Raw genomic sequence first — 16,630 nt, 5'->3', positions numbered from 1 at the left:
GGAAAATATAATGAATAAACAAGAATTTTTAGATGAATATTTAGTTGATAGACATAATACAAACTCGATGAAATGGGATACATTAAAAGATACATATGGTGATTCAAATTTAATTTCAATGTGGATTGCCGATACTGAGTTTAAGCCAGCACAACGTGTTACGGATGCTATGATTCAGCGTGTACTCCATGGGCCAATGGGGTATTCGATAGTGCCTGATAGTTACTACAAAGCATTTTCAGATTGGATGGAGATAAGATATAATTTTCCAATAAAGAAAGATTGGATTAGATTTTCAACTGGAGTAGTTACAGGTATAGCATATTGTGTAAATGCCTTTACACAAGTTGGTGAATCCATTATGATTTTAAGTCCAGTTTATTATCCATTTGCAGATGTTATTAAGAAGAACCGTCGTAATCTAGTAGAAGTTGATTTGAATTACGATAATAAGGGTCATTTTTCAATGAATTATGATAATATTGAAAAAACAATTGTCGATAATGATGTAAAGATGTTTTTACAGTGCTCGCCACACAATCCTGCAGGACGAGTATGGACTGAAGATGAGTTAGCTAAAGTTTTAGAAATTTGTAAAAAGCATAATGTATTAGTTGTATCTGATGAAATTCATCAAGATTTAGTGTTATCAGGACACAAGTTTATACCTTCTGCAACTGTGGCAAATGGTAAATATCGAGATAATCTTGTTACTTTAAATTCTGGCTCCAAGAGCTTTAACTTAGCTGCTTTAAATCATTCACATATTATTATTACAAACCAAAAATTAATGGAGCAATATGATCAACTAGCTCATGCTATTAATAGAACAGAAGTAGATGAAATGGGAGTTGTTGCAACTGAAGCGGCATACAGATATGCATCATCATGGCTTGCACATGTTTTAGAAATCGTTGAAGACAATTATAATTATTTAAAGAAAGAATTGAGAAATAGAGCACCTAAGATTACAGTTTGTGACTTAGAAGGAACCTATTTGGTAATGATTGATTTAAGAAAATATGTTGCTCTGGATGAAGTTCATGATTTTGTTGTAAAAAAATGTCATTTAGCAGTAGATTATGGCGAACAATTTGGTGAGAAATATTTGGGCTTTGTACGATTAAATATGGCAACCGATCCAAGATATGTTAAAGCTGCTGTTGATAATATTGTTTCGGCTGTAGCTGAATAAACAAAAAGTCTATATTTAAAATAGATCATTTTTAAGAAGTGAGGATACCCTAATTATAGTTTTACTGCTAGCTTTATGATTGGACAGTAATTATATGCTGACAATTATTATCATGCTAATAAAAGTAAAGAATGCTTTTTAATCACAGAAACTATATTATAAATCATAAAAACCGTTACAAGTTTTACAGGAAATAAGGACTGTTAATAAAATTTTAAAAATGTTTTTTAATTTGCACATTGCTGTTTACTGATAAATGTAAGCGTGATGTGCTTTTTTATTGCAGCATTCCATTTAGTAATGCTTGATTCTGGATTTAGTGCAAAGATTCACTTTAATTATGTTATCTTAAATGCGGATGAAAAATGCAACCTTTGTAAATGAAGTGAGGAAGCAAAATGGAAAAAACTTATGATGTAGTTGTTGCCGGTGCCAGCAATGCCGGTGCGATGGCAGCAATGGCAGCCGCAGAAAAGGGCGCCAAGGTCTTGTTGATTGATAAAATGGGCAGTTCAGAGTACCTATTTCGTTCATTCTTTGCTGCATTAGACAGCAATGCGCAAAGAAGAGCCGGAATTAAGGTTGACAAAGCTAAGTTAATGAACTTTTTAACATTGTTTTATCAAGGAAATGTTGATGAGCGTCTGCTCTGGACGTGGGCCAACCATACCGATGAAACGGCGAACTGGCTGGAAGACAACATTATGAAGCCGCATGGGGCAGTTCTTAAAACGCAGCCCGATTCACACTACGAAACAATTGTCAACACGGCTTTCAATACCGAATTGGCACTGGCCACACCGGAAGACGATTGGGCACATTACGGTGCCTGGATGATTGCCAAGGTCAAGGAATTGGGCGTAACCCTTAAGTACAATACCAAGCTGGAAGAGCTGGTAACTGATGCTGGCGGCAAAGTGACGGGGATCATTGCCAGTGACCGGAACTCCGGAGCAAAAACTGAATACCAGGCAAGTAAAGGTGTTATTATTTGTACCGGCGGTTACGGCGCCAACGTGGAACTGATGAAGAAGTGGGATCCGCTTGGCTACAAGAAAAACGTTTATTCAGATGGCCCGCGTGACGACGGTTCCGGTATTTTAGCCGGTTTAAAAGTGGGCGCGGCTCGTGATGAGGAACCAGCCGAAATCATCTTCGATCGCGGGGCAGTTCCTGTTGGCACTGATGCAGAAGACCATTACGTGATTGACTTCAAGGACAATGGCTATTTCTGGATGGGTGCCTACCCGCTGCTTAAGGTTAATTTGAATGGTGAACGGTTCGAGAATGAGAGTGTTCCTTACCAATTTGACACCAACGCCGCTGCTAAGCAGCCGGGCTACCTTGAGGCCGCAATTTGGTCGGAAGAAACCATGGATCATTTGGCACAATTCAGAACCCAGGGTTGCTCGCGTTTAGGCTTCCCCGGCATTTATAATACTGAAGAAAATAAGGCAGAAATTCAGCGCCGGATTGATGACGGTATGGTGCAGAAGGCCGACACAATTGAAGAATTAGCTGAAAAGCTGAACTTGCCCAAAGACCAACTGTCTGCGACTGTCAAGGAATTTAACAAGATGTGCAGTCAGGGCCAAGATACTGACCTGGGTAAAGAAAAATTCCGGCTGTTTCCAGTTGAAAACGGTCCGTATTACGGCGTGATTTTTGGCGGGCGTTTGCTAGCAACGTTAGACGGTTTACGGATCAACACCAAGATGGAAGTAATTGACAAGAAGGGCCACGCCATTCCGCATCTGTATGCAGCTGGTAATGCCAGCGGCGGCTTCTTCTGGGGCAGCTACCCAGACCGGGTTCCGGGTCTTACCTGCAGCCACGCTCAGACTTTTGGGCGCTTGGCTGGTCAATCTGCTGCAGAAAATTAATGATAAATAAAAAGGAGTTTTAAAAAAAGATGGATCAACAAAAACAATTACCGAAGCTTTCGAATTATCGCTGGGTGATTTTGGCGATTGCAGCACTGCTTGATGTCATCAGCAGTTACGTTCAATTTCAGATTTCCGCGCTAGCAACGCAGATTATGCCAGAATTGCATATTTCGATGGCGCAATTTTCCAGTTTGACAATGGCGCCCATGCTGATTGCGGTTTTCCTCAGTATTCCTGCGGGAACGCTGGCTGATAAATTCGGGGCTAAGAAAATTGTGACAGTTGGCTTGATAATCTCTGTTATCGGTGCGTTTGGCCGTCTGTGGGCCAAGAACTTCGGTACAATGATGATCATGCTGCTGATGTTTGGTGTGTATATGGCATTATTGAATGCCAATACGCTGAAGATTTTTGGTACTTGGTTTAAGCAAGATACTAATTTTGCTATGGGCATTTTCTTTGCCTCAGCGAGTGTCGGGATTATGCTTTCCCAAATTACAGGGCCGATGTTTCCGAGTGTGCAATCAGCTTATATCTTTTCGTCAGTCGTGTTACTTATCTTAGCTGTCTGCTGGATATTATTTGTTAGGGACACACCTAAAGGTGAAGAGATTCCCAAGCAGGAAGTTCAGGCTGATAAGTCTGCATCATCATTCAGTTTCTTCAAGAATGCCGCTAAGAGTAAGAATACGTGGATTGTTGCTCTTTGTGTTGGCTGTGGCATGGGTGCTAGTGAAGCCTTCTCAAGTGTTTTACCGCAAGCCTTTGTTGCCAAAGGAATGACGCTGGGACAAGCGGGCTTTGTTGCTGCGGTTGCGACTGTCGGCAGTATGTTCGGTAGTGCCTTTGGCCCGGCAGTGATTAATAAACCTAAGCGGGCTAAGCCATTAATGGTGCTCATCACTGTTTTAGGCGGACTTTCCATGGCAATTACTTGGTACCTGACCGGTTCAGTTTTGACTGTTAACTTGGTGATTGGTGGCCTTCTTGGCGCCATGACCGGCCCAATTATGCAGGCGATGCCGATTACTTTCCCAGAAATTGGGCCTAAGTATGCTGGTTCTGCTGGTGGGTTAGTTGGTACTGTTTCACTACTTCTTTCATATTGTGTTCCAGTAATTATTTCTGCTATTTCCGGAAGAAATTACCTGCTGATCTTTATCATTCAAGGTGTGGTCTTTGCTTTAACCTCGATCTTCATGATCATGTTGCCGGATCCGAACAGAAATAGAAAATAGTTATGGTTGTCGATTTTTTACTAAAAAGGAATTTATGAGTATGTTAAAGAAAATCACGTCAAAACCGGGTAAATACACCGGCTCAGGCCAAGGCAAGGAACACCAGATTAACGTTGAAGTTGATCTGAACAAGGACAAAATTAATAGCGTTAAGGCGCTGAATAATTTTGCCCCAGACAGTTTGGCCGATAATACGTTTAAAAAGATGGCGCAGAAAATTGTTAACCAGCAATCAGTGGACGTCGATGTAGTTTCGGGAGCTTCGGAGACCTCGCGCGGAATTATTGCGGGAGTTAAGGATGCCTTGACCAAGGCAGATGTTGACTTTGCTGCCTTAAAGGAAAACAGCGCCCAGGGTGCTGCTTCTGCTAAAGAAGTCATCACTGTTGATGTTGCGGTTGTCGGTGCCGGTTCTGCCGGTGCGGCTGCAGCCCTTGCTGCCCAGCAGCACGGCGCAAGTGTTGCCTTGCTGGAAAAGACCATCTCACCGCTTGGCGCCGGGACTTTTGCTGGCGGAATGTTTGCAGCTGACAGCCAGCAGCAGAAAGACCTGCATAAGGTTGTTTCCAAGAAGTGGCTCTATCACGAATACATGGATGCTTCGCAAGGCTACATGAATTCCATTTTGGTTCGCCGCATTATTGATGAAGCCGGCAAAACGGTTGACTGGCTGAACGAAAACGGCTGTATCATGAAGCTCGTTGATGCCGGAACCGGCGGCAGTTATGACCACATTGGCATGCCTGCAACCCTGCACGGCTATCAAGAAGGCGGCACCAAGGCAATTACGAAGCTGATTGAAAAATTTAAGTCAATCGGCGGCAAGATGTACTTTGGTTTTGCTGCGAAAAAGTTGTTGCAGGACGCTGCTGGTGCAGTTACCGGCCTTCTTGCACAGGGCGATGACAGTGAACTGGAAGTTCATGCTAAAAAAGTCATCATTGCAACCGGCGGCTTTGGCGGTAATCCAGCGATGCGCAAGGAATATTTGGGTGATGTCAGCACCCAGGGACAGGTTCTGCAAAATACCGGTGACGGCTTGAACATGGCCTGGAATGCCGGAACGGCCCACCACCTTAACGGCTCGACCCACTACTTCTGGCAGACCTTCAGCAATGAAGATATTGGTGACATGGTCAAGCTGGTTGGACCAGGCTGGATGCCGATGAATGCCCTGGGTGATTTCCCGAACCTGCGGGTCAATAATCGCGGTCAGCGTTATGCAAGTGAAACCCACGCTTTGGACTTTGCTGTTCACGGTGCCGAATTGTCGGAGCAGCCTAAGCAGACTGAGTACGTTATTTTTGATCAGGCAATGCTTGATAAAATCAAAGAGGGCGGCACGGCGGCAATTGAGGCCCACTATGATAAGTGGAAGAACCACCGTGAATTTTACATGGAGTTCAATTACCCGACCGATACCGAAGAAAACATTAAGCGGGAACACGAAAAGACCGATTTTACAGCTTTGCTGAATAAACTTGAACCAACCAATGTTGTTTTCATTGCTGATTCAATTGCCGAATTGGCAGACAAGATGGGTGTTGACAAGGATAATCTGCAAAATTCGGTTGTGCAATACAACGGTGCGAAAAAGAGCGGTGAAGACGACCTCTTCTTTTCCGATACCAAACGGATGATTCCGGTTGAACAAGGTCCGTTTTATGCTGTTAAATATATTGCCCGCAATTTGGGCACGCTTGGCGGTGCCACGATTGATGAAAAAATGCATGCCTTAACGCCAGAGGGCGAGCCGGTTCCTAATTTATACGTAACCGGTGCCGATGCCTCGGGGATGTATGGCAAGGCCTACGTTGATTTTGAAGGCGGGACCCTAGGTTTTGCTTACATTTCAGGACGTTTAGCCGGAATTGACGCAGCGGAAACTGTTAAGGATAAGTAATTAGATTAAAAAACATGTACGGATTAACAAAATTGTGATTTGTACGTGTTTTTTACTAGAAAGAAGGTAAATTATGACAGAAGAAAGATATGATGTTGTGATTGTCGGTGCCGGTCTTGCCGGATTTGCGGCGGCAACCGAGGCCGTGGACAACAATCTAAAAACTTTGCTGGTTGAAAAGGGTCACACCACCGGCGGCACCGGTAATTATGTCGAAGGTGTTTTTGCTGCTGATTCCGAAATGCAGAAAAAAGACAATGCGGTGATTGATAAGCAGGAATTACTGGAAGAAGAGCTGAATTACTCGCACTACAAGGGTGACGGCAGAATGTGGCAAAAATATATTGCCGAAGCCGGTAAAAATGTTTCTTGGCTCGAGGAGCACGGCGTTAAATTTTGGATGGTGGTCAATATGGGGACCAGCGCCCGTACCTGGCACCTCTTTAAGGGTAAGGGCCACGATGCGATTCATCAGGGCTTAGAACCGTATGCAGTTAAAAAGGGCTTGGCAGTTAAAACCTTGACGCGGGTCACTAAACTTACACCTAAAGATGATCATACTTATGATGTGACTTTAACCCAGGTTGAAGATGGTACATCTGAAATAGTTAATGCCAAAAACGTGGTTTTGGCAGCCGGCGGTTACCTAAATGACACGGAATTATTCGGCAAGACGCCGCACCAAAATCCGGACAACGTGATTCCGGTTAATTCCGGCAAAAGTACCGGTGACGGTTTGCGTTTAGCCTGGGATTTAGGTGCCAAAAAATACTTTACCGGAATGTCAATGATGTTTGGTGGTCAGCTAAAGGATAAAACGGTTCCGGCCTTTAAGCTCTGGGGCACGGCACTGTGGAGCTCGGTTTGTGATCAGCCGCAAATGTGGGTGAATGAACTTGGTGAACGCTTTGTTAATGAGGCAGCCTGTGTTGTTAACTGGGCCAACGAAGGCAACGCCATGAACCGTCAGGACCGAGTTTTCTGTATTTTCAGTCAAAAAATTCTGGATGATTTTACCGATAAAGCTTATCCGCGTTCGATGAAACCGATGGTGCCGGAAGATCGCTACCCAACCCTGCGTGCGGATATCGAGCAAGCGGAAAAGGACGGCCGCAAGTTTCTGCACAAGGCGGCAACGATTGAGGAACTGGCTAAAGAAATTGACACACCGAACCTGCCGCAATACGTTAAGCATTACAATGAAATGGCGGCTAAGGGTGAGGATACAGATTTTCATAAGCCTGCTAAGTACATGCTCCCGGTTGCTGGGGATGGTCCGTTTTATGCGGTTGAATTAGGTGTTGGGGCCTATACAACTGGTGACGGCCTGCGCGTCAATATTGATAATCAGGTTCTGGACGCGAAAGGGCGGCCAATCCCCGGTCTCTATGCAATTGGCAGTGACGGCTCCGCTGTTCTTTACGGTGACACTTACGGCGTCAATGTTCCCGGAACGCATGCTGGTTATTGTATCTTTTCCGGCAGGAATGCTGTTCAGGCGATTGTCAAAGGTTGATTAATTTTTGATGTTAGGAAATAATATAAAAATATCCTGTAACTTAACTGGTTACGGGATTTTTTGATAGCTGAAAATCATTTAAAGGCTGGTTATTAGCTTGATTAGTCTTTTTGATTGTAAATTTAACTCGTTAATTATTTGCGTTCTTTTTTCAGTTTTTTGGACATAGTAATACCGTTGGGATCGACAATGTAGTCATAGCCATAAGAAGTTTTGATTTTACGTAAACGGCTGGAAAACCTTAGTGAATTATCCTGATTAATGTAGCCGGTGGCCTGATGGGTCTTTTTATCAAGATAGTAGCTGTCGAGATCAATTCTTTTAATAAAATTGGCTTTTTTCCAATGATATTTGGCAAAAATCTTTTGATAAACATCATCACTATCTTCCAAGCAAACTTCTACACGATCATGAGACAGATACCCAATTGAATACTTATTATATTCATCCACATGATAGTCTGGATAATCCTTTAATTCCGCCTTGATTTGTGGTGCAACCACAAAATCATCTTTATCCCATTTGTATATTTTTTGGACATTTTCCGACCATAAGTTGCCATTTTTGTTTAGAAAATAATACTGGTGGCTTTTCCTTAGCCCGACTGAAAAAGCCAAGTGCTCATCGCCGTTTAGGTAGCCTTGAATGACGTTGCCATAAGCACCACTATCGGCGGCGGTTTCATAGCGGAAATTAATTTTTTTGACAAAATTAGGTTTTTTCCAGGCAAAATTGTTAATGATTTTTTGTAAACTTTGCTTATTATGATAAGCATAGGCTTCAAGCCGCTGTGAGTTGGTGATTCTGCGATAATACTTTTGCAAGTGCAATTTTTCGGATATGATATGCAGACAAAATTGCTGCTGCTTGACCTTAAAGTTTCCGCTTGTCGAATCATTAATTCCGGTATAAGGATCGCTTTTGTCTTTGTCAATTTCGATCTTTAAGTTGGGATCATTGTTGATATAACCCGTGACGCTAAAACTGGGGCCAATATCATGATACCAGTCACTAAAAACTTCAGCTGTGGCGTAGTTAAGGGTAACGGATTTAACGTAATTCTTTTTTAACCAGTGATAACTGCGCAATTTTTTGAGAATCGCCCGCTGGCCAGTCTGATTTTTCAATTCTGTAACTGCTTTATTTTTATAAGCCCAATCGCGGCTATTATCACAAGCAGAAAGCGGCATAACTAGGCAGAACAAAATGGTGATTAAAATTAATTTTTGCGCGGATAATTTAAAGTGCTTCATTTAGACTTCTTTCAAAATTTTTGCAAATTGTTAGGCAGCGCTTTGCTGTAATCAAATAGGCGTTGTGATTAATTATTTAAGCTCTTTTTTTAATTTCTTGGACAAAGTGACACCGTTGGGATCCACGATGTAGTCATAACCGTAGGAAGTTTTGATCTTACGTAAACGACTGTAAAATTTCAGTGAATCATCTTGGTTAATAGAGCCAATGGCCCTGTGAGCCTTTTTATCAACAGGGCTGCTGTAAACGTCAAAACTTTCAACAAAGTTAGGTTTTTTCCAATGATATTTAGCAAAGATTTTTCGATAAACGTCATCGCTATTTTCTAGGTAAACGTCAATGCGATCATGTTCAAGATTACCAACGCTATCGTCACTATTTTCGTTTGCATGATAATGTGGGTAATCTTTAAGTTTTGCTTTGATTTAAGTTGCTACTACAAAATCATTCTTTTTCCACTTGTATGTTTTTTGGACATTTTTTGACCAAAGATTGCCGTTTTTATTCAAAATGTAAACCTTTGGACTTTTACTTAGTCCGACTGAAAAAGCTAGCTCCTTATCACCATTTATATAGCCGTTAATAATATTTCCATAATTAATGTCATCCATGGCAGTATCGTAATCAAAATTGATTTTTTTGACAAAATCAGTTTTTTTCCAAGCAAACTGACTAATTATTTTTTGTAAACTCTGCTTATTATGGTAAGCGTAGGCTTCAAGCCGTTGTGAATTTGTAATTTTATAATAAAATCTCTGCAAGTACAATTTTTCGGACGTAATATGTAGCCAAAATTGATGATGGTTAATCTTAAAGCTGCCACTAGTTAAGTCTCTGCTATCGGTTTTGTGATCACTATTATCGCCTTTGACGATCTCAATTTTTAGGCCGGGGTCGTTGTTTATGTAACCCTGAATGCTGAAATTAGGGCCAATGGCGTGATACCAATCACTGTATACCCTAGCGGTAGAGTAGTTAAGGGTAACAGATTTAGCGTAATTCTTTTTTAACCAATGATATCTGCGCAGCTTTTTGAGAACCGCCTGCTTTCCGGCTGGTTTTTTTAATTCTGTAATTGCGTTATCTTTATATGATAAATCGCGGTTCTTATTGTGATTAGAAAACGTGAAAAACGGAATAACCAGAAAGAACAAAATAAAGAGCAAAATAGTGATTAAAATTAATTTCTTCAATTTTGGTAGGGGTGATTTATAGTGCTTCATGCGGACTTCTTTCAAAATTTTGGTAAATTATGATATAAAGCTTTATTGATAAAAATATTATAGGCTACTATTATGAATTTGACGAGCTGCTGAAGATGCTATGCTATAATTTTTACTAGCAAAGGAAAGGAGCCTTCTTTTGAAAAACAATAAATTAGTCGCTTCGATTTTGGCGATTGGCTTGCTTAGCTTCTTAGGAATCGTCATTGAAACTTCCCTCAACATCGCCTTTCCGCAGCTGATGCAGCAATTCAAAATTTCTGCCGGTACGGTGCAATGGCTGACCACGGGTTATATGCTGGTTTCAACAATAATTATTCCTTTTGGTTCCTTTTTACGAAAAAGATTCCGGGCAATTAGTCTGTTTCGTGTTGCCGCTGTAACTTTTTTGCTTGGTACGCTTTGTGCTGCTTTTACGCGCAATTTTAGTATTTTGCTCTGCGGCCGGCTTTTGCAGGGAGTTGCTGATGGTATTTGCCTGCCATTGATGTTTTCGCTGATTTTGGAACAGGCGCCTAAATCCAAGCTTGGCACTTTTATGGGATTAGGAAATTTGGTAATTGCATTTGCTCCTGCAGTTGGACCGGTCTACGGCGGAATAATTTTAAAGTATTTTGCTTGGAATTATTTGTTTGCTTTGATCGTTCCCGTAATTATTTTTGCTTGGCTGCTGGGTGAAATAAGCATTAGGCAGGAAAAGCCGCTGGAAAGAGTTCCTTTTGATTTAACGGGCGGCATAATGCTGGCAATTTTTCTAGTTTCTTCATTATTATTGGTTATTGGCCTAACGTCCGGTGCGGGGGTAGGCGAACTGGTTGCCTTGCTCGTTCTTGTTGCAGGCAGCTGTTTGATGTTCATTGCTGCTGAGAAAAAAAGCACCAAGTCCGTTCTTGACCTTAATTTATTTAAAAAGCGGAAATTTGTTTTTTTCTTGCTGGCATTTTTTCTATTGCAACTAATGTCCCTCAGCATGTCATATCTAATTCCTAATTCCTTACAGTTAGCCTTTAACGAGTCTTCTGCGGCTACCGGCTTGCTGGTCTTGCCAGCAGCGGTGATTGATGCGGTCATGTCGATTGTGGCGGGAATAATTTACGATAAAGTGAGCCAGAGCTTGCCGATAATCGCTGGTATCGGCATTATTATCGGTGCCTTTGTGCTGGCGAAAATTATGCGGCCGTCATCTGTTAGTGCAGTTCTTACCTACATTATTTTTATGGTGGGGCTTGGCCTGAGCTATGGCAATATTATGACATTGAGTTTGTCCAAATTAGATAAATGGGTGGCAAATGATGGCAACGCCATTTATATGACGGTTCAGCCGTATTCGGGCGCGGTGGGAACAGCTGTCGCTGCTTCGATCATGGGTGTTGCTCAGAAGCAGGCAGGAAATTTGGCAGCAGGAACACTGACTGGTTTTAGTGCAGTGATGCTGCTATTAATGGTGATTGCAATAATTGCTTTTGTTCTTTGCTTAGTAAATGTTGGAGCAGAAAGATATGGCAGCAAGACTGGAAAAAATCGTTGATAAAAAGGTAAAAGAAACTAAACACATGACAGGAATCGTATCGCGTGAGCAAGTGATGAAAGAAGTTTTTGAGAACAAAAATGAATAAGTTCAAGAAATAATTTGAGTATTACTGATAAGTAATACTTTTTATTTTTAACTAATTTTTAATTATTTACAAATTATTGGTAAATGATATTATTAAAGTGTATTGGTAAAAAGATTAAGCGTAACTTGCTATGGAGATTTAAAGTATGAATTTGAAAAAATTGGTTTCACTTGTGCCTAAGAGCCTGCTGCTTCTGCTGTTGGTTACCTTAGTCTTGAGTTCATTTGAAGGTGTTGTTAACTCCGCCGTCATCGGGTATTTGCCGAATTTTTCGCAAAACTCTACTGTGACACAATTTGTTCGCTTTGTAATTATTTCATTAACGGCATTTGTTATCGTTTACGTGTCAATTTGGCTGTTTTCGCGAATTGAAAATCGCGTGGTTTATCTGCTTAATACCAACTTAAAGTCAGAATATATCGCCAAAGCAACTTTTCAAAAAATTGATACTAATAAGGAAATCTCAACTCTGATTAATGATTTCAAATTAATTGAAACCAACTACTTTACCTTAATTGTCCAAATTATTTTAGATTTTTGTATGGCACTTTTTTCAACGTTGTTTGTTTTAAAACTCAATTTGCTGCTGGGAATCGTTTTTATTGTTTTGGTAATTCCGCAATTATTTGTTCCCAACCTTTTTCAAATTGTCTTATCAAGACGCTCTAAGAAGTGGTCGCAAAATAACAGCAGTTTTGTTGAAAAATTGCGTGATTTAATGGGCGGCCGGGATACCTTGCTCCGTTATCATGCATTTAAGCCAGCATATGAAAAAATCAAACGGCAGTTGTTTGCAACAGAAGATTCTTACCGCACGATGAATAATTCACGAATGAGTGTCCAGCTGATTTCTTGGCTCTGGTCGTTAGTGGCCACCTTTGTCCCGATTAGTTTAGGTTTTTATTTGATGATAACCTATAAAGAAGTTAATGCTTCAATTATTTCTTCAATGTATTTGGCGAGCAACCAGATAATGCAGCCTTTAAGGGAGGCAATTAATGGCGTGGCCTCTGTCAAAACAACTAAGTCTTTACGAGAAGAAATTGAAAGTGTATTTGAAAAAGGAGCTCAAACAGACAATGAGATTCATAGTGCTGAAGATCAAACACTGGTTTTAAACCAAATTTTCGGTAAACAAGTCAACTTTGCCTTTGGGAGCAAACAGATTCTTAGAGATGCGTCATTTGTGATCAATAAAAACGACAAAATTCTCCTGACCGGGGCATCGGGGATGGGGAAGAGCACCATTTTTAATTTGTTAATGGGCGCATTCCGTCCCGCAAGTGGGCAAATAATTTATCAAGTAAATGGTCAAGATGAACAAACGGCTGATCCGAATATGTTTGCCCTGATTCAGCAGGCGCCGTATGTCTTTAACGAAACGATTCGTTTTAATTTGGGATTAGGACTCGATTTTCCTGATAAGGTTCTGCTTACTTGCCTGAAAGAAGTTGGCCTTGACCATGAACTAGGCAGTGATCCGTTGAATTATTTTTGTCAAGATGGCGGCAGCAATCTGTCTGGTGGACAGCGTGAGCGGTTGGAAATCGCACGGGCACTTGCTTTTGACAGGCAGGTAATTTTAGCAGATGAAATTGATGCTAATTTGGATCCCAAGAATGCCTTTCAAGTGGAAAATTTGCTGGCCAAGATTGATAAGACGGTGGTGATGATCTCGCACCACATGGGTGCGGAGCAGGCAGAAAAATTTGGTTTTCGGCAGTGGCGGTTAAATAATGGTGACCTGACAGAAATAGAAAAGTAAAAAACGTAATTGAGCTGATCATTTTCAATTATTCTGATTGTAGATGTTGGCTTTTTTCTTTTACCTAGCTTTTGGCTACCACTTAGCCAGCAAAATTGACCACTTGGTAAAATTCTATTGTGCTTTCTTAAAAATTAGTTTTAAATAAAACAAAGATTAGATAACTGAGAGGGAGAAAATATGAATTTTAAAACAATTATCAAGTGGCTGCCAAATTGGCTGATTATTGCAATCTTGCTGACCACCTTTATTTCGTCATTTGATGGCGTGGTGCTGGCACAAATTCTTTCTGGAATCACTAGCTTCAACCGTAATTCTATGGCAAGTGAAGTTATTAAGTATGCATTATTAAGTTTTGCCGCGCTAGCAATTGTTTATTTGGCGATGTCGCTAAAACAAGGGCTACTCAATCATGCCGTTAAAAGAATGAATGTGAATTTAAAGAGCAACTTTTTGTACCAGCAGTTAATGCAGCCGAATTTTAATGATGATGCGTCGGCTAACGTTTCGAAAATTTTTAATGATTTTAAGCTGGTTGAAACCAATTATTTTAGCCTGATTTTTGAACTGCTTTCATACTTATTAATGGCGCTGGTTTCGGCAATTTATATTTTTGCGCTAAATGTGCCGGTGGGTCTCTTATTTATTGTTTGTTCGCTCTTGCCGATGCTTGTACCCAAAATCTTTGGCAAAGTTTTAACTAAGTCGTCAGCGACATGGGAAAAAGACAGCAGCACCTTTTTAGGCAAAGTGACGGATTTGTTCAAAGGGATGCACACGATTAAAACCTATCTGGCGGAAAAGTCGCTGTTTCATGATGCGGATCATTACTTGGATCAAGTGGAGACTTCTTACCAGACGATGAATGACTGGCAGGCCGTGGCCCTTTTTGTCACGGCAATTTTTTCGACGATTAGCTATATTTTACCGATCGGCTTTGGCGCCTTTTTGATTGGCAAAGGGCAAACAACACCAGCTGCTTTAATTGCGATTTTTATGGCAAGTGACCGCGTGGTGGGGCCGCTGAGAAATGTTGCCGAAGACCTGAACCGGATGAAGACAACCAAAAATGTGCGTGATACTTTACAGGAACAGGTCATTCAATTTACCCAGCAGCCAGAAATTCCAGCAGCTGCTGAACCGGCAATTTGTTTTGATCATGTTGCTTTCAATTACGATGCGGATAAACCGATTATTGCCAACCTAAATTTAACCATTCCCTTTGGTAAGAAGGTTTTAATTACTGGGGCATCCGGTGCCGGCAAGTCGACCATTCTTAACTTGATTCAGGGTTTTATTAAGCCGACAAACGGCCAGCTTTATCTGCAGGATAGCAAAACTAAAATTACCAATATTCTTAAATCCGGCATGATTGCCTATATTGAGCAGAGCCCATATCTACTGAATGATACCCTGCGTTTCAACTTGACGTTAGGTGAAGATTTTACCGATGCAGAATGCCTTGCTGTCTTAGAAAAAGTTGGTTTGCTTGCTGAGTTAGGGCAGGATATCTTGAATAAGTCCTATGGTGAAGCGGGCAAGGATCTGTCCGGCGGTCAAAGACAGCGAGTGGAAATCGCGCGGGCACTTTTGTTCAATAAGAAAATTATTCTGCTTGATGAAGCAACTTCGGCTTTGGATCCAAAGATGACGACCAAAGTTAGAGCAGTCATTCATGAGCTTCAGTGTACAGTAATTGAGGTGGCACACCATTATGATGAACAGGAAATGAAACATTACAACTTTAACCATTATGTGCTTGCGGATCAGACTTTGAAAGAAGTATAGACTAAAAGTTATATTTATATTTATTTTTGTTTTTGTAAGTGAGACTTAAAAGCAATAAAACTAGCCAAATTCCTTGTCGAATTTGGTTTTTTAAGTATTCAATTTCTAACTTTTAAATTTCAATTTAAAAAAATAAGTTTAAATATGTATGTTGATATCACGAATAAGCATATATAGAAATTTACCTTTTTTGACACAGATTAACACAGTAATTTAGTTTTTTGAATTATTGTAATTATTTCTTGATATATCAGTATTTTAGTTGATTATTTTTGGAAAAAACAGTTGGTACGAAACTTGCTATTAAATTTGTGGGTAATAAATTTTAAAAATTAAGGAAGTGAAAAAATGAAATCTAGCATTTTTGTGTTAAGTCATGGAAATTTTTGTCAAGAACTAGTAAATAGCGCAGAGTTTATCTATGGGGTTATTGATAATATCTATACCTTTCCATTAGAAAAGGAGGTTTCGTTGGAGAGTTACATGGGAACGATTGAAAAAAAGATCAACGAGATAGGAGGCAATATTATATTTTTAACGGATATATTTGGTGGCACTCCTTCAAATGTATCTACTGCTTTAATAAAAAAGTATGGGTTTTTGGGATTTACTGGAATGAGTATGCCAATGTTAATTTATATTGTTGAGAGTATATCTCAAGAAAAAAGTAACGACGAAATTTTGAATAATTGTAAAAAGATTTATGACGACAGCTTTCACATATTGACTAAATAATTGGAGGAATAAAAATGAATGTAAAATTAATTCGGATTGATTATCGCTTGATACATGGTCAAGTTGTAACAAAGTGGGTCAAGCAAAAAAATATTAATCATATTATAGTTATTAATAACGAGTTGGCATCTGACAGTTTTATGTCAGATATTTATGAAATGGCTGCACCTTCTGAAGTTAGTGTTGACATTCTACATGTAGATCAAGCTATCGCTAATAAAGATGATTTGGGCGATGGGAATATCTTGATTATATTAAAAGATGTTAAAACAGCGTATGACCTAATTAATAATGGTTTTAATATTGAAGAACTACAAATTGGTGGCCTTGGAGGAGAAAATGATTCAGTTACTATTTTGCCAGGTATCTCTGTAAGTCAAAATGATATTAATCTTTTAGAAGAAATAAAAAATAGTTGTAAACGAATTTATTTTAATACTCTTCCTTCAGAACCGGTGATGGAAATAGACGATGTGATAAATAAATACAATAAGAATAGGAAGTAATA

Annotated in this window: 12 protein-coding genes; 10 read left to right on the top strand and 2 right to left on the bottom strand. The window is 40.1% G+C overall.

Annotated elements, in window-relative coordinates; genetic code table 11:
- The first annotated feature begins 10 nt into the window (after positions 1–10).
- The 5 genes from PT285_RS09630 to PT285_RS09610 all read left to right on the top strand — a co-directional run bounded on the left by PT285_RS09630 (position 11) and on the right by PT285_RS09610 (position 7,738).
- A complete protein-coding gene (locus PT285_RS09630) occupies positions 11–1,195 on the top strand; it encodes a MalY/PatB family protein (protein WP_277150063.1) in 1,185 nt (394 codons plus the stop codon).
- A gap of 398 nt (positions 1,196–1,593) precedes the next feature.
- Positions 1,594–3,078: an FAD-binding protein gene (locus tag PT285_RS09625; protein ID WP_277150061.1), complete on the top strand. Its 1,485-nt coding sequence runs from the start codon at positions 1,594–1,596 to the stop codon at positions 3,076–3,078.
- Positions 3,079–3,107: 29 nt separating this feature from the next.
- A complete protein-coding gene (locus PT285_RS09620; protein ID WP_277150059.1) occupies positions 3,108–4,319 on the top strand; it encodes a nitrate/nitrite transporter in 1,212 nt (403 codons plus the stop codon).
- Between the two features lie 40 nt (positions 4,320–4,359).
- Positions 4,360–6,222, top strand: a complete 1,863-nt coding sequence (locus PT285_RS09615) for an FAD-dependent oxidoreductase (RefSeq protein ID WP_277150057.1) — start codon at positions 4,360–4,362, stop codon at positions 6,220–6,222.
- Between the two features lie 73 nt (positions 6,223–6,295).
- The gene (locus PT285_RS09610; protein ID WP_277150055.1) at positions 6,296–7,738 is read left to right on the top strand and encodes an FAD-dependent oxidoreductase; all 1,443 of its coding nucleotides are present in this window, start codon (positions 6,296–6,298) and stop codon (positions 7,736–7,738) included.
- A 137-nt stretch (positions 7,739–7,875) separates the two neighbouring features.
- Here the strand turns inward: PT285_RS09610 and PT285_RS09605 are convergent, their stop codons facing one another.
- Together PT285_RS09605 and PT285_RS09600 are read right to left on the bottom strand one after the other, a co-directional pair.
- A complete protein-coding gene (locus PT285_RS09605) occupies positions 7,876–8,994 on the bottom strand; it encodes a hypothetical protein (protein WP_277150053.1) in 1,119 nt (372 codons plus the stop codon).
- A 426-nt stretch (positions 8,995–9,420) separates the two neighbouring features.
- Positions 9,421–10,218 carry a hypothetical protein gene (locus PT285_RS09600; RefSeq protein WP_277150051.1) on the bottom strand — a complete coding sequence of 266 codons (798 nt, stop codon included), beginning with the start codon at positions 10,216–10,218 and terminating at the stop codon, positions 9,421–9,423.
- A gap of 139 nt (positions 10,219–10,357) precedes the next feature.
- Between PT285_RS09600 and PT285_RS09595 the strand changes: the two genes are divergently transcribed.
- The 5 genes from PT285_RS09595 to PT285_RS09575 all read left to right on the top strand — a co-directional run bounded on the left by PT285_RS09595 (position 10,358) and on the right by PT285_RS09575 (position 16,628).
- Complete coding sequence (locus PT285_RS09595; protein WP_277150050.1) at positions 10,358–11,746, top strand: MFS transporter; 1,389 nt, start codon at positions 10,358–10,360, stop codon at positions 11,744–11,746.
- 233 nt (positions 11,747–11,979) lie between these two features.
- The gene (locus PT285_RS09590) at positions 11,980–13,599 is read left to right on the top strand and encodes an ABC transporter ATP-binding protein (RefSeq protein WP_277150048.1); all 1,620 of its coding nucleotides are present in this window, start codon (positions 11,980–11,982) and stop codon (positions 13,597–13,599) included.
- A gap of 180 nt (positions 13,600–13,779) precedes the next feature.
- Complete coding sequence (locus PT285_RS09585; protein ID WP_277150046.1) at positions 13,780–15,387, top strand: ABC transporter ATP-binding protein; 1,608 nt, start codon at positions 13,780–13,782, stop codon at positions 15,385–15,387.
- Between the two features lie 348 nt (positions 15,388–15,735).
- On the top strand, positions 15,736–16,122 hold the full coding sequence (locus PT285_RS09580; RefSeq protein WP_277150044.1) for a PTS sugar transporter subunit IIA: 387 nt from the start codon (positions 15,736–15,738) through the stop codon (positions 16,120–16,122).
- 14 nt (positions 16,123–16,136) lie between these two features.
- On the top strand, positions 16,137–16,628 hold the full coding sequence (locus PT285_RS09575) for a PTS sugar transporter subunit IIB (RefSeq protein WP_277150042.1): 492 nt from the start codon (positions 16,137–16,139) through the stop codon (positions 16,626–16,628).
- Positions 16,629–16,630 lie beyond the last annotated feature (2 nt).

Origin of the sequence: Lactobacillus sp. ESL0791 (genome assembly GCF_029433255.1) — a bacterium.
Classification (GTDB): Bacteria; Bacillota; Bacilli; order Lactobacillales; family Lactobacillaceae; genus Lactobacillus.
The sequence above is the reverse complement of the archived record's forward strand: the minus strand, read 5'-3'. Positions and strand labels throughout refer to the sequence as shown.

Excerpts from the sequence above, each read along its gene's own strand:
- PT285_RS09585 (WP_277150046.1), top strand. The coding sequence starts at position 13,780 with ATGAATTTTAAAACAATTATCAAGTGGCTGCCAAATTGGCTGATTATT.
- PT285_RS09615 (WP_277150057.1), top strand. The coding sequence starts at position 4,360 with ATGTTAAAGAAAATCACGTCAAAACCGGGTAAATACACCGGCTCAGGC.
- PT285_RS09605 (WP_277150053.1), bottom strand. The coding sequence starts at position 8,994 with ATGAAGCACTTTAAATTATCCGCGCAAAAATTAATTTTAATCACCATT.
- PT285_RS09580 (WP_277150044.1), top strand. The coding sequence starts at position 15,736 with ATGAAATCTAGCATTTTTGTGTTAAGTCATGGAAATTTTTGTCAAGAA.
- PT285_RS09590 (WP_277150048.1), top strand. The coding sequence starts at position 11,980 with ATGAATTTGAAAAAATTGGTTTCACTTGTGCCTAAGAGCCTGCTGCTT.
- PT285_RS09600 (WP_277150051.1), bottom strand. The coding sequence starts at position 10,218 with ATGAAGCACTATAAATCACCCCTACCAAAATTGAAGAAATTAATTTTA.
- PT285_RS09620 (WP_277150059.1), top strand. The coding sequence starts at position 3,108 with ATGGATCAACAAAAACAATTACCGAAGCTTTCGAATTATCGCTGGGTG.
- PT285_RS09610 (WP_277150055.1), top strand. The coding sequence starts at position 6,296 with ATGACAGAAGAAAGATATGATGTTGTGATTGTCGGTGCCGGTCTTGCC.
- PT285_RS09625 (WP_277150061.1), top strand. The coding sequence starts at position 1,594 with ATGGAAAAAACTTATGATGTAGTTGTTGCCGGTGCCAGCAATGCCGGT.
- PT285_RS09630 (WP_277150063.1), top strand. The coding sequence starts at position 11 with ATGAATAAACAAGAATTTTTAGATGAATATTTAGTTGATAGACATAAT.
- PT285_RS09575 (WP_277150042.1), top strand. The coding sequence starts at position 16,137 with ATGAATGTAAAATTAATTCGGATTGATTATCGCTTGATACATGGTCAA.